Genomic DNA, 21875 nt, shown 5'->3' with positions numbered 1-21875 from the left:
GGAAGAAGCTATGTATTTAAAAAAACATCAACCGTATTTAAAAAGACACCAGCGCAACATAACGTCCGGCATTTTAATGAGCTGCGTCTTAACGCTTCCTGCTATGGCGCGAGCAGCCGATCCGCAAATCACAACGGATAACCCATCACAACAGATCACACCCGGCACCGAGGCAGCAACCGCCGCCCCCGTTCAACTAAAGCGTGTGAAAGTGAATGCTCAGCGTGTGCCCGTTCAGCCACCAACCACGCTGGCATCGGTGATCGATGGCAAAACGCTCGAAGAAGAACGGGTTTATCGCTTTGAAGAACTGTCGCAGTTGGTAACAGGGCTGGATGTCGATACCGTCGATGTAATGGATACTACCGTGACTATTCGCGGGATTGGCGACGGCGGCGAGAGCGGGACGAATATCGGTATGCCGGGCAGCGTGGGGCTGTTTGTCGATGGCGTTTACTTGTCCCGCCCCGGCGTCATCTCTAATGATTTGCTGGATATCGACAGCACCCGCGTGTTGAAAGGCCCGCAGGGCGCGGCTTACGGCTTCAATACCACCGGCGGCGCAATTGATATTCGCACCCGCAAGCCGACCTTCACGCCTGAATATTCACTGGAGCAATCGTTCGGGCAGCGCGGCTATCTGCAATCCAAACTGATGGCGTCCGGGCCACTCAGCGACCACTGGGCGGGACGCATCAACCTGTCACGCACGGAGCGTGGCGGAAACGTCACGAATATCGAAAACGGCCATAAGCTGGGAGGCAGCACCAATAACGGCGTGCGCGGTCAGCTGCTGTATCAGCCGAATGACAGCTTTAGCCTCAGAATCACCGGCGACTACAGCGATTCCACGCAGCGTCCGGTCTCGGTACTGGTCAGTGCAACTGACGATTTCCGCACCCGCGCGCAACAAACTGGCCTCAAGGTCGTCGGCGGTCGTCAGGTCGCGATGGATGACGAGAATATTATTCGTGTTGCGCAAGGCGGTGGCTCGGTAGAGGCCAACTGGAAGCTGAAGAGCGGCTATAGCCTCAACTCTCTGTCATCACTGCGCTATTTCCGCGTGCTGCCCAGCACGGCGGATAACTGGAATATCCCACTCTATCGCGACAGCGGCGCTGACGTACGCGATCGCGTCTGGTCACAAAGTTTTTGGCTCGATTCGCCCAAAGGCAACACCTTCGATTATTCAGTGGGCGTCGATTACTGGGGTGAGAACCTCGATACCGAGGCAAACAGTCGCTACTACAACGACAACCGCGTGCGGACGTGGGTCGGAAATGGCTATCAGGGCATTAACGTTCAGCGCTTTGGCACGCTGGATGACACCGTCTATTCCGTCTATGGCCGCGGGACCTGGCATGCCGCCGATAAACTGGATGTCATTGTCGGTCTGCGTCAAACCTATGAAAAGAAAGAGGGAACATTCCAGCGTAAAAATCGCGCCACCTTTGACTCCGGTCCGCTCTCGCAAACCAACCATCTGCCCTCTGGCTCCATCAGCCTGAACTGGTTCGCGGCACCGAATGTCACGCCTTACGTCACGTTAGGCTACGGGGAAAAATCCGGCGGCCTGAACGTGTCCTCCGGTGCAGCAAGGCAACTGGGGATTGATTCGCTGTACGTTGATCCCGAAAAAACCCGTTCAGCGGAGCTGGGGGTTAAAACCCACTGGCTACAGCGCAAAGTGGAATGGAATACCGCGCTGTTCTGGAGCGTCGTCGAAGATTTCCAGAACAACGCCTATGACGAAGAAACGGATACCAGCTATCTGATTAACGCCGGGAAGTTCCGCTCGCGCGGCGGCGAAACGCAGTTAACGCTGCGTCCTGTTGACGGCCTGAGCATCAGTCTGGCCGGTACTGTTCTGGATGCCAGTTACCTGAATTTCCCTAACGCCCGCTGCCCAGCAGAAATCTCCGCCGTGTCGTGCGATATGTCTGGGAAGCGCGTCTTTAAATCCCCAACTCTGAGCTACAACACGCGCGTGCGTTATCAATGGGATACGCCAAATAACCTGCAAGCCTCGGTTTCCGGTCAATGGTCATGGCGGAGCTGGGCCTACGGCACGCTCGACGACTCCGAATCCAACCGCATTCCTTCGTACGGCGTCCTTAACCTGTCTAGCGGGCTGAGCGGCAAGCAAGGTGACAACCGCTGGAACGTGTCGCTGTGGGTGAAAAACGCGCTGGATAAAAACTACTACCGCTCCGTCAGAGGCTCCAGCGCCACAACGGGCGTGATTGGTGAACCGCGCATGGTCGGGATCTCCGTCGGCTACGATTTCAAGGGCTAACGTCATGGACAAGATGGCTTACTCACGCCGACGCTTCCTGCGCGACAGCACGCTGCTGGCGCTGTCGGCACCGTTCTGGAGATCTGCGCACGCCGCCGCGCCGCTTGCCTCTGCCTACGCTGGTGAAGTGGTGCCGCAGGTCAGCCTGCGCTGGCTGGACGGACAGCGCCCTCTCGCTTTCACCGGCGTGACCTGGGGCGTTCCCTGGCCGCAGGGGGCCGTGCGCAACGACAGTGGTTTCCAACTGCATGACGCGCAGCAGCGAGCTTATGACCTGCAAAGCTGGCCGCTGGCTCGGTGGCCGGACGGATCGATTAAATGGTCAGCACATGCACTGGGCGGCGATACCCCGCCGGAAGACGGATTAACGCTGCGTCCGACAGCCCAAGCAGAGGAGTTATCGGGTTCCGGGATGGTCAGCGAACATGCCCACGGCTGGACGGTGGATACCGGACACATTCGCTGCGTGATTCCTCGTTCGGGCACCCATTTGATCGAAGAGATCTGGCGGGATAATCGGCTGGCGTTAACCAACGGTAGGCTGGTGCTGCGCATGCAGCGAGGGACGGAAACAGATAGCACACTGACGCAGGATGCCTATCAGGGCGTGATCGAGACGGTTACGGTGGAGCAAAATGGGCCGCAGCGGACGGTGATTGCGCTACGCGGTACACACCACGCGCAACCGCAGGGGGTGACGCACATCCCCTTTATTATCCGGCTGTATAGCTATGCGAACACCGATTCACTGCGCGTCATACACACGCTGATCTATGACAACGACGACGACCACCTCAGCCTGAAAGGGCTGGGTCTGGCGTTCGACGTTCCGCTACAGGGAGAACTGCACGATCGCCACGTACGCTTCGTTTCGGATCAGGGCGGGCTCTTTCGTGAGGCGGTACGCGGCCTGAGTGGGCTACGGCGCGATCCCGGCGCAGCCGTTATCACGGCACAGTTAGCCGGGCAAGCCACGCCGCCGATAGCGGATTTTTCACCGGAGGTCGGGAAACGGCTAGATTACATCCCCGCGTTTGGCAGCTACCGCCTGACGCAGCACCACCCTGACGGCTTCCAGATACACAAACGCACTGCTGCCGGACAGGGCTGGCTCCTTTCTGCTACGGGCGAACGAGCAGCTGGCGTCGGCTATCTGGGTACGCCGAAAGGTGGCGTAGCGTTCGGCCTGCGTCATTTCTGGCAGAGCTACCCGGCCTGTCTGGAAATCGACAATGCCCACACCGACACCGCGACCGTCACGCTCTGGCTGTGGTCACCGTGGGCAGAACCGATGGATATGCGCTTTTATCACGACGGGCTGGGTCAGGATACCCATGACAAACAGCGCGAAGGGCTGGCAATTACCTACGAAGATTATGAACCGGGCTTCGGTTCGGCGGTCGGCGTGGCGCGCACCAGCGAACTGTTTATCGATGTACTGCCTGCAACGCCAGACGCGGAAGATCTGGTGAATCGGGCGCGGCGCATGCAGCAACCACCGCTGCTGGTGGCGGGCGCACAGGATCTGCATCGCGCGCAGGCATTTGGCACACTGTGGGCACCCGCTTCCGCCCCTTTTTCCTCTGCCACCACGCCCGGCCGCATCAGGCTGGAGAAACAGCTGGATGCGTATTTCGACGTCTATCAGCAGGAAGTCGAACAGCGCAAATGGTACGGCTTTTGGGATTTCGGCGACGTGATGCACACCTATGACAGCGACCGTCACGTCTGGCGCTACGATGTGGGTGGCTACGCGTGGGATAACTCGGAACTCAGCACCGATCTGTGGCTCTGGTATTACTTCCTGCACAGCGGGCGCGCCGAGGCGTTTCGCATGGCGGAAGCCATGACGCGCCACACGGGCGAAGTTGACGTACACCATCTGGGACGCTTTAGTCCGCTGGGGTCGCGGCACAATGTCCGCCACTGGGGAGACAGTGCCAAACAGCTGCGCATTTCTACCGTCGCCAACCGCCGCTTTCTCTACTATCTCACCGCCGATGAGCGCATCGGTGAACTGATGGACGAACAGGTCGAGGCGCTGCGCACGCTTGGCACCGTGCTGCCCGGCCGCAAAATAGGACAGACACATCCCGATAACCCCAATCATATCAGCCTGGGTTTCGGCACCGACTGGGGTGCCGTCGCTGCCGCGTGGCTAACCGCCTGGGAGCGGCACGGCGATCCGGCAATGCGCGCACGCCTGCTCACCAGTATGCAAACCATTGCAGCCCAGCCGCACGGCTTTTTCACCGGTGGATCGGCCATTGACCCCGATACCGGCCGCTTTCTTCCCGCGCCTGCGGATCAGGTAGAAATTTCACACCTCAGCGCGGTTTTTGGTCTGACGGAAATCTGTAGCGAACTGGTTGAGGCGTTGCCCGATCCCACCTTTACGCGCGCGTGGCTCGACTACTGCCGACTGTATAACGACCCCGTCGCGTTAAGTGTGGCCGTGGGCAAGACGGTGAAAAAGCTCAATCTGGCTCAGGGACATGCCCGACTGACCGCCTTTGCCGCCCGACAGTTGAACGATCGCGCGCTGGCACAGCGCGCCTGGGCAGAGTTTACCGCTGGTAGCGGCGGCATCGCCCATCCAACGCTCGAACAGCGGCGCTTAACACCCCCTACAGTGCTCTATCCCATCAACGAGCCGCTAATTGACTCCACCATTGATAAACATTCTGGCAGCACCGCAGCCACCAATCTGGCGACCAACGCCGTCGCCCAGTGGGGATTAACGGCCATCGCCCTGCTGGCTTTGCTGGATGACATTCCCTCTTCTTAATGCCGCCACCCGGCGGCACGCTACAGGACATCATCATGACTGACCCAGGCTGTACTGAAAACACGCTCCTACTGTCGCCGCAGGCAGACGGCACGCGTGAAATTATCGATTCACCACACCGTTCAACGTTTCTCTGGTCCACGGATTCCGCTGGCCAGCCGCTACGTTGGCAGGTGGAGCAGGAAGATCCTGATCGCACCACGATCCAGACAACGCCAGAGCATCTGACGCTGGAAAGCGCCGCTGGGCTGACGATCTGGCTGGATGCCCCACTCTCGGGCACCTATCGCATCGCCTTTACGCGGGAAGTTCTGGTCGCCGATCGCCCTTACGACCGCGTATCCGACCTGAACCAGTTCTGGGCAGCGCGCGACCTGCACCACCCGAACCTGTTTACCCGGTACGGCAAGCTCAACGAGTATGACAGCCTGAATCTGTACTATGTCGGGATGGGCGGTAACTGGAACAGCACCACGCGTTTTCGCTATTACGACGGTCACGGCGAGCGCCTGCTGCTCGGCGAGTACACCGATGCCGCGCATCTGCTGCGTCCTCATCATCGCTATCGCATCGTGATTGAAGTGGATCGCCGGGAAACCCGTTTTTGGGTCGACGATGTGCTCTATTTCCACGCCAGCTATCCGAATACGCCGGCTCCGGGCTATTTCGGCTTTCGGACGGTATTTTCGCGTCAGGAAATCAGCGAGTTCAGCATCACTCCGCTGTAAGCGCCACCGGTGTACCGTGCAGGTCGCTATCGACCTGCACGAAGGTTTCAATCAGCTTGCGCGCCAGCAACGATAGGCGGGCATCCGCCAGATAAATAATGCCGTAGTGGGTATAAAATTCATCGGTGTTGTCGTCCAGACCAGCAATCTTCAACATGTGAATACCGTGCCGGTCGGGCTCGTTGAAATGATTGGTCGTCCCAATGGCATCCGAATGACGTACTACGTCCAGCAGACTGTAGCCATTCTCACATTCAATGCTGGTACGAATATCTAGCTTACCGCTCAGCTGTACCAGCGCGCGCGGTGCAGGTTGGGTGGGCGGATCGTTGCCGCCAGCGGATAGGAAAAGAACTGCTCGACGGTAATCTCTTCCTGCGTCGCCAGCGGGTGTCCGCTGCGGCAGCAAAATCCCCAGCGATGCTGGCTCAGCGGCTGTACGCGATAGCGGGTATCAAATTCAAAGTTGCGCATATCCGCCACGATGAAATCCAGCTCTTCGGCCATCAGCCGATGGCCCAACGCCTGCCAGTTATCAACGCGAAAGACCATTCGTACCTTTGGGTAATGTCGCGAGAAAGCCCCGATCACCTGCGGCATCAGCCAGGCGGCGGGAGCCGGACCGCAGCCAAAATTCACTTCGCCCGCTTCTTTCTCATTGAACTGTTGAATATCGTTAAACAGGTCGTGCGTCTGATTAATCAGGCGACGCGCGTGTTCCAGCACCACCAATCCTTTCGGCGTCGGCTCCAACTGGTTCATGCGATCAATCAGGCGGGTGCCAATGGTCTGCTCCAGCGACTGGATGCTGCGACTAAAAGCGGATTGGGAAAGCTTCATCGCCTGTGCCGCCGACGTAAAATTGCGATGCTCAATCAGGGCAATAAAGTGGCGCAGTTGGCGAAGATCGATATTCATAGCGGCAATCGGCGTGTCATCAAGACGGAAGGAATAGGCAGGCTAGCAGGTCTGTTGGTGCAGAAAAAATAATAAAACCGATGTTTATATTCTCGTCGGTTATATATGCAGCGCGGTCTCTTGTACGCCAACCCAGAGACATCGCGAGTTTTGCCGTTATCCGGCGTAAAAAATTATGCTGAGGAGATAGCGGGCTTAGGATGAGCCGCAAGGATGCGGCTCAAGCTTGCGCCACGTAGGGAACGTGTCGCAAGCGGTCCTTTAAGCCAGATACCGACGAAGGCACCGCGTAGCGGCATAATTCGCGCCGAAAGCCTGGGGTCACGGGGCGAGCGGCGCTTGAGCCGTCCCGTGTCGGGCGCGTGCTACGAGGTAGCATGAAAATAATGTCATTATCGCGCACGAAACTATCTCAACATCTGCATAAAAATGGACGAAGAGATAGAGCGCATCAGCTTTCGTGGATTAGAACAGTTTTTTCGCTGTATCCAACCAGTCGCCTTTGAAAGGACGCTTCATGTTCTCAATGGCATCAACGATGTCGTGGTGCACCATTTTTTCATTCTGGATACCGACACAGCGGCCGCCGTAGCCCTGCTGTAACAGCTCAATGGAGTAGGCACCCATGCGTGAGGCCAGAATACGGTCGTAGGCAACCGGTGAGCCGCCGCGTTGGATGTGACCCAGTACGGTCGCACGGGTTTCGCGTCCCGTTTCTTTCTCAATGTATTTCGCGAGTTCATCGACATCGCACACCAGTTCGGTGATCGCCACAATCGCGTGTTTCTTGCCTTTCTCGATGCCCGCTTTGATTTCACAGACCAGATCTTCCGGGCTGAACGGCACTTCTGGCAGAACGATGAACTCACAGCCGCCGGCAATCGCCGCCGCCAGCGTCAGGTCGCCGCAGTGGCGTCCCATGACTTCAACAATGGAAATACGCTGGTGTGAAGAGGAGGTGTCGCGCAGGCGGTCAATCGCTTCCAGCACGGTTTCCAGCGCGGTAAAGTAACCGATGGTGTAGTCCGTACCCGCAACGTCGTTATCGATCGTGCCGGGCAAGCCGATACAAGGGAAACCCATTTCGGTCAGGCGCTTGGCCCCCATATAGGAACCGTCACCGCCGATGACGACCAGCGCATCCAGACCGCGTTTCTTCATGTTTTCTACGCAGACCTGGCGCACTGCTTCATCACGGAACTGCGGGAAACGCGCGGAGCCCAGAAACGTGCCGCCACGGTTAATCACATCCGATACGCTGTAGCGATCCAACTGCTCCATGCGATCTTCGTACAAGCCCTGATAACCATCATAAATACCGAAAATTTCCAGCCCTTCCGATAGCGCAGCGCGAACCACACCACGAATTGCAGCATTCATACCTGGTGCATCGCCACCGCTCGTCAACACTCCGATTCTTCTAATCATGACAACCTCTGGACTTGTAGATGTAATTTTGCAGGATTCTTCTATCGTAAACTCACCGCTGCCGTAAAACAGGCAGCAACGCCTTATTCTTTTATTAGCATATTATAACAAACACCCGAAGCTGAATTGATTCAGGTCAGGCTAAATTGTGCATAAATTTTCATGGCGTATCACGTTTTTAACATAAAATGCTGAAACCTGGCCGACTACGCCGTCAATCTGCCACGCTGATTTTCCGGCACGGCAGAAACCGGATCCTGATGGATAATAATATCAGCACCCGGAAACTGTTCACGTAATGCCTGCTCCAGATCGTCTGCGATTTGATGCGCCTGAACCAGCGGCAGCGTGTCATCCATTTCCAGATGCAGTTGAATAAAGCGCGTTGGGCCAGAACGTCGGGTACGCAACGCATGTGCGCCGCGAATGCCCGGCCAGTTCACAATCACCTCAGCAATAGCGCGATGCTCGTCCTCCGGCAGCGCGCGATCCAACAGCGACTGCACGGCGTCATACCCCATGCGTAACGCGCTATATAAAATATAGCCGCCAATACCCAATGCAAACAGGGAGTCAGCGCGCGTAATGCCTTTCCAACTGAGCGCCAACGCCACCAGAATCGCGCCGTTCATCAACAGGTCGGACTGATAATGTAGCATGTCCGCACGCACCGCCTGACTGTGCGTGCGCTTCACCACCCAGCGCTGGAACGATACCAGCAGCAGCGTAGCCACCAGCGCAATGAACGTCACCCACATACCCACTTCCGGCGCGTGCAGCGTCTGCGGCTCCAGCGAATGTTGCAGCCCCGTCAGGATCAGGAACAGCGCCGAGCCGGAGATAAACATACTTTGCGCCAGCGCAGCCAGCGATTCCGCCTTACCGTGGCCGAATGCATGTTCCGTATCCGCCGGCTGCAACGAGTAGCGCACCACCAGCAGGTTCACCAGCGACGCGGCGATATCCACCAGCGAATCAACCAGTGACGCCAGCAGGCTCACCGAACCCGTGTGCCACCAGGCAAACACCTTCATTATGAACAGCACTAGCGCCACGACCGTTGCGCTCACGGCTGCCAGCGTCACCAGACGCGCATAGTGTGGATTCATCATGCCCTCACGTAAAACGGATACCTTTACAGAAAACGGAGACCTTGGCGGAAAAAAGGGTCGCTTGGGTCATTACCGTATTCAGTTCGCCAATGACGTTTTTAACACACGGGAATAGCGGATAAACGTAAAAATACAGCACACGGTTGCCAGTATCGCCATTGCCGCACCAATGAAACCGACGTCGGGCAGGCCCAAATGGACAATCACCTGATTGCCAAGCAGCGCACCGCCGCCGATCCCAATGTTATAAATTCCTGAGTAGAGCGCCATCGCCACGTCGGTGGCATCCGATGCCAGCGTCAACACTTTGACCTGCATGCCCAGACTCAGCGCCATAATGGCAATCCCCCAGATGACACACAGCGTGGACAGGCTCCAGCCGCTGAATGACAAAGGCAGCAGCAGTAGTAAACACACCGCCAGAAACGCGAACGAGACAATCAGGAAGCCTGCCGGATATTTGCTGCTGTAGCGGCTGAACAGCATGCTGCCAATGATGCCAGCACCGCCAAAAATCAACAGCAAGATGGTGGTGAAGTTTTCACTTAACAACGCCACTTTCTGGATGAAAGGCTCGATATAACTGTAGGCGGTAAAGTGTGCGGTTACGATCATCACGGTCAGGCCATACACGCACAGCAGTGCAGGACGTTTAAGCAGGAGAGGCAAACTCTTCAACGAACCGGAATTACTGCTCGGCAGCACAGGCAGCAGTTTCATCAGACCAACCATAATCCCCGCAGCGAGCAGGCCAATAAGGACAAACGTCACACGCCAGCCCAGATACTGCCCGACCACACGCCCCAGCGGTAACCCCAACACCAGCGCCAGCGCCGTGCCGGTCGCCAACAAGCTTAACGCCTGCGCTTTTTTGTCCGCGGGGGCCAGACGTACCACCAGCGATGCTGTAATCGACCAGAACACCGCGTGAGCCAGCGCCACGCCGATACGCGCGATCACCAGCACCCAATAGTTCCAGGCCAGACCGGACAACACATTGCTGACGGCGAACAGGATAAAGATTTTGATCAGCAGGCTGCGTCGCTCCATATCGCTGGACATCAGCATGCAAGGCAGCGACATCAGCCCGACCACCCAGGCATAGATCGTAATGATCAGCCCGACCTGCGCGGCGCTCATGGAAAAGCTGGCGGCGATGTCTGACAGGAGCGCAACGGGGGCAAATTCAGCGGTGTTAAAAATGAAGGCCGCCAGAGAAAGGCTGACGACGCGTAACCAGGCGGTCGAACGGGAAGAACGGGTCATGGTATTGATATCAAAAGTTAAAATAAAAGAATGCGTCCCCTGTCGTGGCAGAGGCTAACGCGATGGAGCAATGGTACAGGGAAAGTATGACATCGCCGTGTAATCGGCGAGCGGCCAAGGGTATTTCAGCGTGCTTTTATGAGGATGTCAGCCAAAAGCCTGAAGACAGGTAAGGGAACATTCATGAGCATCATTTTTGGTGCTCATATTCTACGCTTTACCGCTCCCTTACGCTGTCTTTTTCGTGCCGAATTTTAGGCAAAAAAAAGCCCTCCATCATGGAGGGCAAAAAGACAGGGATGGTGTCTATGGCAAGGAAAAACAGGGTGTGTACCTACTACACATTACTACTCGGACTGCACTACGCTTACTACAAGCTACTTACTACACTCGCACTACTACTCGGGATTCTCTGTCTCGGCATGGCTTGTCATACCTGGTGCCGGCGCAGCCATCTGGTTAAACAGGGATATCTGCTGCTGCATCTCTTTCATGCGTTGCTTATGCTTCAGCTCTAATATCTCTTTCTGCGCTGGCGTCAGCAGGTTATACATTTGGTTGCGCACTCGGGTCATCTGAATCTGACGCTCAAGCTGCACACTCATCATTCGGGTTATCTGCGCTCGCACCGCTGCTTCATCAAACGTTTCTGCCGTCACCAGCTTATGCATGGCTTTAACATCTTCGGCATTAAACGCCGGTTTGTCCTGACGACTCTGGTGCATCAAATCACGCATTTGCTGACGCTGTTGCTCAGTCAGCCTCACGCCATCGAACATACCTTGCTGGCCGGGTGCGCCTTTTGTGGCGGAATCATCGATATGCCAGCCGCTCGCCGGGGCGTCTCCACTTTCTGCTGCAAAGGCGGTAAAAGTGCCTAACATAAGCAGTGAAGCAAGAGATAAGGTTGCGAACTGTTGCATCAATAACTCTCCAGAGCGGTACGTCATTTTGTGAATCAATGAACAGGAGTCTACGCATCTTGCTGCAAACATGCGTCAGAGGATGTAAAACTACGTAAAGTCATGGAATAGCGCTAATCTATGTCGTATTTTGCCCTTGGAGGTAGAGAAAACATGAATAAAATTCTGCTGGTTGATGACGATAGAGAGCTGACCGCTTTATTGAAAGAATTGCTCGAAATGGAAGGTTTTAACGTCGTTGTCGCCTACGACGGCGAGCAGGCGTTACAGGTATTAGATAACACCATTGACCTGTTATTACTGGATGTGATGATGCCGAAGAAAAACGGTATCGATACATTAAAAGAACTACGACAGCAGCATCAAACACCAGTCATTATGCTGACCGCCCGCGGCAGCGAATTAGACCGCGTTCTTGGTCTGGAACTGGGTGCCGATGATTATCTGCCGAAGCCCTTTAACGACCGAGAGCTGGTGGCGCGAATTCGCGCGATTCTCCGCCGTTCCAACTGGACCGATCAACAGCAGGCAGGTGATAACAGCGCCCCGACGCTGGAAGTCGACGGCTTGCGTCTCAACCCCGGACGGCAGGAAGCCAGCTTTGACGATATCGTGCTGGATCTGACGGGCACCGAATTCACGCTGCTCTACCTGCTGGCACAGCGGCTGGGACAGGTGGTTTCACGCGAACATTTAAGCCAGGAAGTGCTGGGAAAACGGCTGACACCGTTTGACCGCGCGATCGATATGCATATCTCGAACCTGCGACGTAAATTGCCAGAACGCAAGGACGGTCTGCCTTGGTTTAAAACGCTGCGTGGACGAGGCTATTTGATGGTATCGGCTGCATGATCAATAGTTTGACCGCTCGTATTTTTGCCATTTTTTGGTTAACGCTGGCGCTGGTACTCATGCTGGTTCTGATGGTGCCCAAGCTGGACTCGCGCCAGCTTACCGCCTTGCTGGAAAACGAGCAGCGGCAGGGCATCATGTTGGAACAGCACATTGAAGCAGACCTCGCCAACACGCCAGCCAACGATCTGCGCTGGTGGCTACGGCTGTTCTGGGTACTGGAGAAGTGGGCTCCGCCGGGACAGCGCCTTTTTCTGGTCACCAGTGAAGGCCGGATCTTCGGCGTAGAGAAGCATGAAACGCCGATTGTGCGTAATTTTATCGGGCTGTCGGATAACGCCGATCATCCGCAAAAGAAAAATTACGGCCGCATTGAGCTTCTCGGTCCTTTTGCGATCCGCGATGGTGATGACAACTACCAGCTTTATCTGATTCGCCCTGCCAGCAGTCCGCAGTCCGATTTCATTAGCCTGCTGTTTGACCGCCCTTTGTTGCTGCTGATCTTCACCATGCTGATCAGTTCACCGTTGCTGCTTTGGCTTGCCTGGAGTCTGGCGAAACCCGCACGTAAGCTCAAACACGCGGCCGACGAAGTCGCCAAAGGCAACTTACGCCAGCACCCGGAGCTGGAGTCCGGTCCGCAGGAGTTTCAGGCGACGGGCGTCAGCTTTAACCAGATGGTCAGCGCGCTGGAGCGGATGGTTACCGCACAACAACGCCTGCTGTCGGATATCTCCCATGAACTGCGTACGCCGCTGACACGCTTGCAACTGGCGACAGCGCTACTGCGTCGGCGTCAGGGTGAAGGTAATGAGCTGAACCGCATCGAGACGGAAACGCAGCGGCTCGACAGCATGATTAACGATCTATTGGTGCTCTCACGCAATCAGCACAAGAACGAACTGACCCGTGAGTTCCTGCGTGCCGATGAACTGTGGGGCAATGTGCTAGACGATGCCGCCTTTGAAGCCGAGCAGATGGGGAAAACGCTGGAGGTCCCTTATCCTCCGGGGCCGTGGACGCTCTTTGGCAACCCTGCCTCGCTCGACAGTGCGCTGGAAAATATCGTGCGCAACGCGCTGCGTTATTCTCACAACCACATCGAAGTAGCCTTCTCGGTGGATAATCAGGGCATCACTATCAAAGTGGATGACGATGGCCCCGGTGTGAGCCCGGAAGATCGCGAACAAATTTTCCGCCCTTTCTACCGTACGGATGAAGCGCGTGACCGCGAATCCGGCGGCAGCGGTTTAGGGCTCGCCATCGTGGAAACTGCCATTACGCAGCACAAAGGCTGGGTAAAAGCGGAAGACAGTCCACTGGGCGGATTGCGTCTGATCATCTGGCTGCCGTTGCATCAACGGTAAATCAGGCAGACTCTTTCCCCATCACCGACGTTCCCTTCTATCACACGCTCTCAGGTGCCCGACATGGGCACCTGTCACTTTCTGTTTATCTTCTCAAGGTTATACTGCATTGAGTTTTTTAGGCGATTGCGTAGAGTGATCGCCACTCATGCCGAAAACAGGCAAGACCCGTGTTGAATGAAGGATACAAACCATGAAAGGAGTAACGCTGCTGGCTGGCGTACTGACCGCGTTAATGAGCAGTCAGGCATTCAGTTCCAGCGATGGAGTGTGCGGCTTTTCCGACTCGGAATGTGGCATGTCCGCCCTGCCCTATTTGCAGCCGGGAAACGACACACGTGCTAACCTGATGCTGCTGCAAAGCCGTCTCCACAGCATGTCGCTTCCGTTACCCCATCCTTTACCCGATCAAACACGTTCACGTATCGACCCTTTTACGGCCTACCGGGTCATGGGGATTGCTGCCACGGAAGGGGCTCCGACTTCTGATTCAGAAGAGGATGTCACGGCAGATGCGCCCTACCTTTCAGCGCTAAATAAAGCGAAGCAGCTTAAGCTCCCTTTAGCCATTCAGGGCACGATCTCCACGTTTTCGCCTGACGATAACGAAGGACGCCATATTTCCAATGAGCTTTCCACGCTGGAAGCGTTTTTTGACGTCCTGTTGGCAGACAAACAGCTCACCGAAGAACAGCGCACGGTGCTGGCACACCAGCGGGTAAATCTCCTCAACCCGCTGTATACCAAAGAAGCGCTGAACGAGGGTCTTATAAGCCTACCGGACGAAGGACATGCCGGCGCTCTCATGCAATATCTGTTCGCGGCGCTGGCGTTCTATCAGGGTCACTTTGATGAAGCAGAAAGCGACTTTCAGGCGTTAACGTCTTCACCACAGCCGTGGGTCGCGGAAACCTCGCGCTATATGTTGATTCGCGTAGCGATCAATAAAGCGATGGAACACGCGCTTGATGAATACAACATGTTTGATGCCAGTAAAGCCGATAAAGCGGCTGCACAGCTGGCCGTTCAGCAGATTGGCGACTATCTGAAACAGTATCCAGACGGGCACTACATCGAGTCCGCTGGCGGGCTGTATCGCCGCGCTTACTGGATTATGGACGATGTGAATGCCTTAGCGACAACATACCAACACGAGCTGGACAACACCACTGACGTCGAAGCACTCCTTGAATTGAGCGACGAGATCGACAACAAGCTGCTGGAAAATCGGCAGTTCACCAGCGCACCGGGCAGCCCGCCGTTGACGATGGTGCAAGATCTCAAGCGCTTGCGTTCAGATGAAGGCTGGCTGGCATTACCAGCTTTATCCGCTGACGAGCTGGCCGCGCAGAAGCCGCTGTTTGAGAAAGACAACATGCAGGAGGCGTTTAGCTACCTTCAGGCCGCGCAGCTGTTTTATGGTCAAAAAGATTACGCCGCCGTGGTTAACAGCGTTCCCGCGACACAGGCGAACGATCTGACCGATACCGTACGTTTCAGCCTGCAAGTCTTACGCGGTCGGGCGCTGGTGCGTCTGGAGCGCTGGGATGAGGCGGAAGCGCACTGGCGTCAGCTGTTAACGCGCAATATGGGGTACACACAAAATCAGTTCCTGCAACTGGCGCTGGCAGAAACGCTGGTCAAGGCAGGTCATCCAGAGCGGGTCTTTACCGCCGACAGCCCGGTGAAAAACCTGCGTTTCCGTTCCGCCGTGCTGAAAGTTAGCGCCAACGCCAACCTGCTGCGTCAGCAAACGGGCCCACAGCAAACCCATGAAGAGCGGGCTATTGCGCTGCATACGCTGTTAACCAAGTCGCTGACCCACGGTGATTACGCCAGCTATCTCAAAGATGTTCAGTTGAGAAAAGATATCGCGCCACTGGTCAGCAGCGAAAATCAAAGCTGGAATCAGGAAGATTTGACGGCATTTGACTGGGACGGCAGCGACACCGAAGAAGACTACCAATGTCCGGCGCTGAATGACGTGGTCACGACGCTGAACCAACGCCCTAATGACGCCCGCTCGATTAACTGCCTCGGCGAATTTTTCCTGCGCACCAATAACAGCGTGGGCTTCGACTGGGGTGAAGGCAGCATGTTGAGCGGACTCACCAACGCGCCAACGCAGTTCGTCGGCACCGAATATAATCGTCTGGATGGTTATATGCGGGTGATTGCCGATCCGAAAGCGCCACCGGAAGACAAAACCTATGCCCTGTATCGCGCGGTCTACTGCTATGCACCGAGTGGCTATAACGACTGCGGCCCACAGGACATCAGCAAGGCAACCCGTAAAGCCTGGTTTACCCAGCTGAAAACCAAGTACAAAGGCAGCGTGTGGGCAGACAAGCTCGATTATTACTGGTAACGCCGTTAATCATGTTGGCTGGCCTGCTCTCGTTCTGTACGCAGGCCGTTTCCGTTAACGTTGCACCTTCAGCCATCAACGCGGTGCCCGCCATCGTCGACGCGACACGCTATCAGGACTTCTGGCTATGGGCGGCGGTGCGGCCCCAGCCGATTCTGCATCAGGCGCAGACGCTATACCTGCATCAGGGCGAAGTGGCGCGCCGTCAGGGTAAAGTCGTGTTCCTGCGTCAAGGGATTCCACCCAGCCAGCTGCGCGTTAACCGCGTCTGGCTGGCTTTCCGCATGACCACGCTGGAGCTTTCCGATCGCCACCTGAACCGGATACTAAAGTTACGGGAAAAGTGGCGGCGTCAGGGCAATCAAGTGGTTGGGATTCAAATCGATTTTGACGCGAAAAGCTATCAGTTAGCAGGCTATGTCGCTTTTCTGACGCAGCTGCGCGCGCGTTTACCCGAAGATTGTCAGCTCAGTATTACGGGGCTGCTCGACTGGTCGAAAACCGGTGATGTGTCGGCGTTAAACCGCTTACAGGGCAAGCTGGATGAAGTGGTGGTACAGACTTATCAGGGTCGCAGCACCATTACCAATTACGCCGAGTACCTGCCCGCGCTGATGAAGCTGACTCTGCCTTTCCGGGTGGGGCTGGTACAACACGGCAAGTGGGAACCGCAGTGGCAGCAGCGCCTTGCCACTTCACCGTATTATCGCGGGGAAGTGGTGTTCCTGGTGAATCCGCCGTATCATGCCGCCTCCCCGTACAAACCTTGACTTGTCTCCGCACACGATTAACATGACCGTGAACGTATTTTGACCGACCGGAACCCCCATGATTACCATCGCACTCATTGACGATCACCTGATCGTCCGCTCTGGTTTTGCCCAACTACTGGGTTTAGAGCCGGATATTCAGGTTGTCGCCGAATTCAGCTCCGCGCACGAGGCGCTGGCGGGCTTACCGGGTCGTGGCGTGCAGGTCTGTATTTGCGATATTTCCATGCCGGAGATGTCAGGGCTAGAGCTACTGGGAAAGCTGCCCAAAGGGATGGCGGTGATCATGCTGTCGGTGCATGACAGCCCGGAACTGATCGAGCAGTCTCTCACGGCAGGGGCTCGCGGTTTCCTCTCCAAACGCTGTAGCCCGGACGAGCTGATTGCCGCCGTACATACCGTGGTACGCGGTGGTTGTTATCTGACGCCGGAAATTGCGATGAAACTGGCGTCAGGTAAACAAGATCCGCTGACGCGGCGCGAGCGTCAGGTTGCCACAAAGCTGGCGCAAGGCATCGCGGTGAAAGAAATTGCCGCAGAATTGGGGCTATCGCCCAAAACCGTCCACGTCCACCGTGCAAATTTGATGGAAAAACTGGGGGTCGGTAACGATGTCGAACTGGCCCGCCGTATGTTTGATGGTTGGTAATGCGTCCAATACTCACTCACTTAATCGCCGTTATCGCCTGCTTTTTCATTTTCTCCGCTTCCTGGTTTTGCCTGTGGAGCATTAGCCTGCATATCATCGAACGGCCTGATATGGCGGCGTTGCTGTTTCCTTTCGGCTTGCGGCTAGGGCTGATGTTGCAATGTCCTCAGCGCTATTGGTTCATCGTGCTGGGTTCGGAGTGGCTCTTGCTGGCGGGCTTGTCATCTGTCGTTAACGTTAACCTTCCGTGGCTGATGGCCGGCGGTATTCTGTCTCTCTTACCTGTCGTGCTGGTGCGCCGCTGCCGCCGAAAAGACGAATGGCACACGCTGTTGCTGCAAGGCGCCGCGCTGGTGTCTGCGGGGTTACTTCAGGCCGTACCGTGGCTGAGCGAAGGCGAGCAGTCGCTCACGGCGTTGCTGGTTACCTTGACTGGCGGACTGACGCTGGCCCCCACCTGTATTCTGATCTGGCATTATCTTGCCAACGCGACGTGGCTTCCACTTGGCCCTGCCCTACTGTCTCAGCCCGTAAACTGGCGTGCGCGCCATCTGTTCTGGTATTTGCTGCTGTTTTCCGTCAGCCTGTGGTTACAGCTCGGTCTGCCGCAGGCACTCTCCCGTTTCACGCCTTTTTGCCTGGCATTGCCCCTCATCGCTTTAGCCTGGCACTATGGCTGGCAGGGCGCGCTGATTGCCATGCTGATGAACGCCATTGCGCTGATCGCCAGTCAAACCTGGCACGATCACCCCGTTGACCTACTGCTTTCACTGCTGGCGCAAAGCCTGACCGGGTTGCTGCTGGGGGCCGGTATTCAGCGTCTCAGGGAACTTAATCAGTCGCTATCGGTACAGTTAGCCCGCAATCGCCAACTGGCAGAAAAGCTGCTGGAGACGGAAGAAAACGTGCGGCGGGATATCGCCCGTGAGCTGCATGACGACATCGGACAGACCATTACCGCCATTCGTATGCAGGCCAGCATTATACAGCGCCAGACTGCGGAAAATAGCGGTGTGCGGCAAAGCGTGGCGCTGATTGAACAACTGTCGTTGGGCGTCTACGACGTCGTCCACCGGCTGCTACGCCGTCTACGCCCGCGCCAGCTCGACGAGCTTTCTCTGGAGCAGGCGGTGCGATCGCTCATGCGTGAAATGGAATTAGAAACCAACGGCATCGTGAGCCACCTTTCCTGGCACATCAATGAGGCGAGGCTGAGTGAAGGGCACCGAATTACGCTATTCCGCGTGTGTCAGGAGGGGCTGAACAACATCGTCAAACACGCCAACGCCAGCGCGGTCACGCTCTATGTCGGTTATCAGCACGACCGGGTGACGCTCATCATTGAAGATGATGGACGAGGGCTGCCAACGCAAGAAGTCTCTAAGGGCTTCGGCCTTATCGGCATGCAAGAGCGCGTCGCGGCGCTCGGTGGCACGCTTGCCATCTCTTGTATGCACGGCACCCGCGTTACCGTTAATCTACCGTTGCCTCAGGCGGCGCAGTAAGGGATCGCCATGTTGAATTTTATGAAATTTCCCGCGTCTCCTCCCGCGTTAACGGATCCGCAGGTCATTGATGAGACCTATCGCTACTGGCGCCGACATATTCTGATCTCGCTGTATCTGGGCTACGCGCTGTTTTACTTCACCCGTAAGAGTTTCAACTCGGCCGTGCCGGAAATTCTCGCCAGCGGTATCCTTCAACGTACCGATATCGGGATGCTGGCCACGCTGTTTTATATCACCTATGGGCTGTCGAAATTCTTTTCCGGTATCGTCAGCGATCGCGCCAACGCACGTTATTTCATGGGCGTAGGGCTCATCGCCACTGGCGTCATTAATATCCTGTTTGGTTTTTCATCATCACTGTGGGCCTTTGCCCTGCTGTGGGCGGCGAATGCATTCTTTCAGGGATGGGGATCGCCAGTGTGCGCCAAGCTGCTCACCAGTTGGTACTCCCGCACCGAGCGCGGCGGCTGGTGGGCGCTGTGGAATACGGCGCACAATGTCGGCGGCGCGCTGATCCCGATTGTTATCGGCGCAGCGGCGCTGCATTACGGCTGGCGAGCGGGCATGATGATCGCCGGGGGGTTGGCGATTCTCGCCGGGCTCATACTGTGCTGGCGATTGCGTGATCGTCCCACAACGCTAGGGCTGCCGAGCGTTGGCGAATGGCGCCAGGATGCGCTGGACATCTCACAGCAGCAGGAAGGCGCGGGCTTAACTCAGCGCCAAATTCTGTTCAAATACGTGCTCACCAATCCTTATATCTGGCTGCTGGCGCTGTGTTACGTCATGGTCTACATCGTGCGTGCGGCTATCAATGATTGGGGCAATCTGTATATGTCGGAAACGCTTGGCGTCAATCTGGTTACGGCCAATTCAGCGGTGACGATGTTTGAAGTCGGGGGATTCATCGGCGCATTGGTGGCCGGATGGGGATCGGACAAACTCTTCAACGGCAACCGCGGCCCGATGACGCTGATTTTCACCGTGGGGATCTTGCTCGCCGTCGGTGCGCTGTGGCTGATGCCGTTCTTTAATTACGTGATGCAGGCCGCCTGCTTTTTCACCATCGGCTTTTTCGTTTTCGGTCCGCAGATGTTAATCGGTATGGCCGCCGCCGAGTGCTCACATAAGGACGCGGCAGGCGCCGCGACGGGCTTTGTTGGGCTGTTCGCCTATCTGGGCGCGTCGCTTTCCGGTTACCCGCTTGCCCGTGTGATGGAAAGCTGGCACTGGACAGGCTTTTTTGCGGTTATCGCCGTCGCCGCTGGCGTGTCGGCACTGCTGCTGCTGCCTTTTCTGAAGGCGCAGGCTCCTCGCAGAGAGGCTACGCCCGCGGCTGGAGAGTGATCTGAGTCACTTTTTTAAGCGAATATTCGCAAAACCGAGAAAATTTCTTACTCCGGCCTGACGCCGGTCTCAGGCTATAAGGTGAGCCTGTTTCTTAAAATGTCCGAATTGACCATTACTCCTACAGGACATCATCATGCTTGGTTTTCTTAATCAGGTTCGCAAGCCAGTACTCGATTTACCGCTCGATGTACGGCGTAAAATGTGGTTCAAACCTTTTATCCAATCCTATCTGGTCGTCTTTATCGGCTACCTGACAATGTATCTGATCCGCAAAAACTTCAACATTGCGCAGAATGACATGATCTCAACCTATGGCCTGAGTATGACCCAATTGGGCATGATCGGTCTGGGCTTCTCCATCACTTACGGCGTGGGGAAAACGCTGGTTTCCTATTACGCGGATGGTAAAAACACCAAGCAATTTCTGCCGTTTATGCTGATTCTGTCCGCCATCTGTATGCTAGGCTTCAGCGCCAGCATGGGCACGGGTTCAGTCAGCCTGTTTTTGATGATCGCTTTCTATGCGCTGAGCGGTTTCTTCCAAAGTACCGGCGGCTCCTGTAGCTATTCCACCATCACCAAATGGACGCCACGCCGTAAGCGCGGCACCTATCTGGGACTGTGGAATATTTCGCATAACCTCGGCGGCGCAGGCGCAGCGGGTGTGGCGTTGTTCGGCGCAAACTACCTGTTCGATGGGCACGTTATCGGTATGTTCGTGTTCCCTTCCATCATTGCGCTGATCGTTGGTTTTATCGGGATGCGCTACGGCAGCGACTCGCCGGAAGCGTATGGTCTGGGTAAAGCGGAAGAGTTGTTCGGCGAAACGATCAGTGAAGAGGACAAGGAAACCGAAGAAAATGACATGACCAAGTGGCAGATTTTTGTTGAATACGTATTGAAAAACAAAGTGATCTGGCTGCTGTGTTTCTCCAATATTTTCCTTTATGTCGTGCGTATCGGTATCGATCAGTGGTCAACCGTCTACGCCTTTCAGGAATTGAAACTGTCGAAAGAAGTCGCGATTCAAGGCTTCACGCTCTTTGAAGCCGGGGCGCTGGTAGGCACACTCTTATGGGGCTACCTTTCCGACCTCGCTAACGGACGCCGTGCGCTTGTGGCCTGTATCGCGCTCTCGCTGATTATCGCCATGCTCGGTGTTTATCAACATGCCAGCAACCAGTATGTTTATCTGGCGTCCCTGTTTGGACTCGGCTTTCTGGTGTTTGGCCCGCAGTTGCTGATCGGCGTCGCCGCCGTTGGATTTGTGCCGAAAAAGGCCATCGGTGCCGCAGACGGCATTAAAGGCACCTTCGCTTACCTGATTGGCGATAGCTTCGCTAAACTGGGGCTGGGGATGATTGCGGATGGTACGCCTATCTTTGGTTTAACCGGCTGGGCAGGCACCTTTGCCGCTTTGGATACCGCCGCGATCGCCTGTATCTGCCTGATGGCTATCGTCGCGGTGCTGGAAGAGCGCAAGATTCGCCGGGCTAAACGCGCCTGACGCCGCTTCTCGCCGTCGTTTCTCCGCCAGGCGCAGGGACGACGG

15 protein-coding genes and 1 pseudogene are annotated in these 21875 nt (G+C 56.1%); 11 read left to right on the top strand and 5 right to left on the bottom strand.

Going from position 1 to position 21875, the window contains the following annotated elements:
- Positions 1 to 10: 10 nt before the first annotated feature.
- From H4F65_RS14515 to H4F65_RS14505, 3 genes are read left to right on the top strand one after another with little or no spacing between them, the layout of a single operon-like run.
- Entirely contained in the window at positions 11 to 2296 is a 2286-nt protein-coding gene (locus H4F65_RS14515; RefSeq protein WP_010281563.1) for a TonB-dependent receptor, read from the top strand.
- Between the two features lie 4 nt (positions 2297 to 2300).
- Positions 2301 to 5084: an exo-rhamnogalacturonan lyase family protein gene (locus H4F65_RS14510; protein WP_010281564.1), complete on the top strand. Its 2784-nt coding sequence runs from the start codon at positions 2301 to 2303 to the stop codon at positions 5082 to 5084.
- Positions 5084 to 5812, top strand: coding sequence for a DUF6250 domain-containing protein (locus tag H4F65_RS14505; RefSeq protein ID WP_010281565.1), 729 nt, complete (start codon positions 5084 to 5086; stop codon positions 5810 to 5812). Before H4F65_RS14510 ends, H4F65_RS14505 begins: the two co-directional genes overlap by 1 nt.
- On the opposite strand, the pseudogene H4F65_RS14500 reads toward H4F65_RS14505, so the two are convergent.
- The 5 genes and pseudogenes from H4F65_RS14500 to cpxP all read right to left on the bottom strand — a co-directional run bounded on the left by H4F65_RS14500 (position 5799) and on the right by cpxP (position 11459).
- Positions 5799 to 6730 (bottom strand): annotated as a pseudogene (locus H4F65_RS14500) (LysR family transcriptional regulator). The gene H4F65_RS14505 and the pseudogene H4F65_RS14500 sit on opposite strands and share 14 nt — an antisense overlap.
- Positions 6731 to 7195: 465 nt before the next feature.
- A complete protein-coding gene (gene pfkA / locus H4F65_RS14495) occupies positions 7196 to 8158 on the bottom strand; it encodes a 6-phosphofructokinase (protein ID WP_010281567.1) in 963 nt (320 codons plus the stop codon).
- Positions 8159 to 8364: 206 nt separating this feature from the next.
- On the bottom strand, positions 8365 to 9267 hold the full coding sequence (fieF, locus tag H4F65_RS14490; RefSeq protein ID WP_010281569.1) for a CDF family cation-efflux transporter FieF: 903 nt from the start codon (positions 9265 to 9267) through the stop codon (positions 8365 to 8367).
- Positions 9268 to 9348: 81 nt separating this feature from the next.
- Positions 9349 to 10536 carry a sugar transporter gene (locus tag H4F65_RS14485; RefSeq protein ID WP_010281572.1) on the bottom strand — a complete coding sequence of 396 codons (1188 nt, stop codon included), beginning with the start codon at positions 10534 to 10536 and terminating at the stop codon, positions 9349 to 9351.
- Positions 10537 to 10934: 398 nt separating this feature from the next.
- Positions 10935 to 11459, bottom strand: coding sequence for a cell-envelope stress modulator CpxP (cpxP, locus tag H4F65_RS14480; protein ID WP_010281573.1), 525 nt, complete (start codon positions 11457 to 11459; stop codon positions 10935 to 10937).
- Positions 11460 to 11612: 153 nt separating this feature from the next.
- Between cpxP and cpxR the strand changes: the two genes are divergently transcribed.
- The 8 genes from cpxR to uhpT all read left to right on the top strand — a co-directional run bounded on the left by cpxR (position 11613) and on the right by uhpT (position 21830).
- On the top strand, positions 11613 to 12311 hold the full coding sequence (gene cpxR, locus H4F65_RS14475; protein ID WP_010281574.1) for an envelope stress response regulator transcription factor CpxR: 699 nt from the start codon (positions 11613 to 11615) through the stop codon (positions 12309 to 12311).
- Positions 12308 to 13678: an envelope stress sensor histidine kinase CpxA gene (cpxA, locus tag H4F65_RS14470; protein WP_010281575.1), complete on the top strand. Its 1371-nt coding sequence runs from the start codon at positions 12308 to 12310 to the stop codon at positions 13676 to 13678. The genes cpxR and cpxA overlap by 4 nt, the downstream gene beginning before the upstream one ends.
- Positions 13679 to 13871: 193 nt before the next feature.
- A complete protein-coding gene (locus H4F65_RS14465; RefSeq protein WP_010281578.1) occupies positions 13872 to 16046 on the top strand; it encodes a PA5441 family protein in 2175 nt (724 codons plus the stop codon).
- The gene (locus H4F65_RS14460) at positions 16016 to 16816 is read left to right on the top strand and encodes a DUF3142 domain-containing protein (RefSeq protein WP_039320196.1); all 801 of its coding nucleotides are present in this window, start codon (positions 16016 to 16018) and stop codon (positions 16814 to 16816) included. The genes H4F65_RS14465 and H4F65_RS14460 overlap by 31 nt, the downstream gene beginning before the upstream one ends.
- A gap of 58 nt (positions 16817 to 16874) precedes the next feature.
- Positions 16875 to 17465 carry a response regulator transcription factor UhpA gene (uhpA, locus tag H4F65_RS14455; RefSeq protein ID WP_010281582.1) on the top strand — a complete coding sequence of 197 codons (591 nt, stop codon included), beginning with the start codon at positions 16875 to 16877 and terminating at the stop codon, positions 17463 to 17465.
- Complete coding sequence (gene uhpB / locus H4F65_RS14450; RefSeq protein WP_010281584.1) at positions 17465 to 18970, top strand: signal transduction histidine-protein kinase/phosphatase UhpB; 1506 nt, start codon at positions 17465 to 17467, stop codon at positions 18968 to 18970. The genes uhpA and uhpB overlap by 1 nt, the downstream gene beginning before the upstream one ends.
- Before the next feature lie 9 nt (positions 18971 to 18979).
- Complete coding sequence (uhpC, locus tag H4F65_RS14445) at positions 18980 to 20320, top strand: MFS transporter (protein WP_010281586.1); 1341 nt, start codon at positions 18980 to 18982, stop codon at positions 20318 to 20320.
- Positions 20321 to 20456: 136 nt separating this feature from the next.
- Positions 20457 to 21830: a hexose-6-phosphate:phosphate antiporter gene (uhpT, locus tag H4F65_RS14440; protein ID WP_010281588.1), complete on the top strand. Its 1374-nt coding sequence runs from the start codon at positions 20457 to 20459 to the stop codon at positions 21828 to 21830.
- Positions 21831 to 21875 lie beyond the last annotated feature (45 nt).

This window comes from Pectobacterium brasiliense, assembly GCF_016950255.1.
GTDB lineage: Bacteria > Pseudomonadota > Gammaproteobacteria > Enterobacterales > Enterobacteriaceae > Pectobacterium > Pectobacterium brasiliense.
Note: the sequence above shows the minus strand (reverse complement) of the source record. Positions and strands in the feature narration are given on the sequence as shown.

Bases quoted from the DNA above. Each gene is read 5' to 3' on its own strand.
- cpxR (WP_010281574.1), top strand. From the start codon at position 11,613: ATGAATAAAATTCTGCTGGTTGATGACGATAGAGAGCTGACCGCTTTA.
- cpxP (WP_010281573.1), bottom strand. From the start codon at position 11,459: ATGCAACAGTTCGCAACCTTATCTCTTGCTTCACTGCTTATGTTAGGC.
- H4F65_RS14505 (WP_010281565.1), top strand. From the start codon at position 5,084: ATGCCGCCACCCGGCGGCACGCTACAGGACATCATCATGACTGACCCA.
- fieF (WP_010281569.1), bottom strand. From the start codon at position 9,267: ATGAATCCACACTATGCGCGTCTGGTGACGCTGGCAGCCGTGAGCGCA.
- uhpT (WP_010281588.1), top strand. From the start codon at position 20,457: ATGCTTGGTTTTCTTAATCAGGTTCGCAAGCCAGTACTCGATTTACCG.
- H4F65_RS14515 (WP_010281563.1), top strand. From the start codon at position 11: ATGTATTTAAAAAAACATCAACCGTATTTAAAAAGACACCAGCGCAAC.
- uhpB (WP_010281584.1), top strand. From the start codon at position 17,465: ATGCGTCCAATACTCACTCACTTAATCGCCGTTATCGCCTGCTTTTTC.
- uhpA (WP_010281582.1), top strand. From the start codon at position 16,875: ATGATTACCATCGCACTCATTGACGATCACCTGATCGTCCGCTCTGGT.
- H4F65_RS14485 (WP_010281572.1), bottom strand. From the start codon at position 10,536: ATGACCCGTTCTTCCCGTTCGACCGCCTGGTTACGCGTCGTCAGCCTT.
- H4F65_RS14510 (WP_010281564.1), top strand. From the start codon at position 2,301: ATGGACAAGATGGCTTACTCACGCCGACGCTTCCTGCGCGACAGCACG.
- H4F65_RS14465 (WP_010281578.1), top strand. From the start codon at position 13,872: ATGAAAGGAGTAACGCTGCTGGCTGGCGTACTGACCGCGTTAATGAGC.
- cpxA (WP_010281575.1), top strand. From the start codon at position 12,308: ATGATCAATAGTTTGACCGCTCGTATTTTTGCCATTTTTTGGTTAACG.
- uhpC (WP_010281586.1), top strand. From the start codon at position 18,980: ATGTTGAATTTTATGAAATTTCCCGCGTCTCCTCCCGCGTTAACGGAT.
- pfkA (WP_010281567.1), bottom strand. From the start codon at position 8,158: ATGATTAGAAGAATCGGAGTGTTGACGAGCGGTGGCGATGCACCAGGT.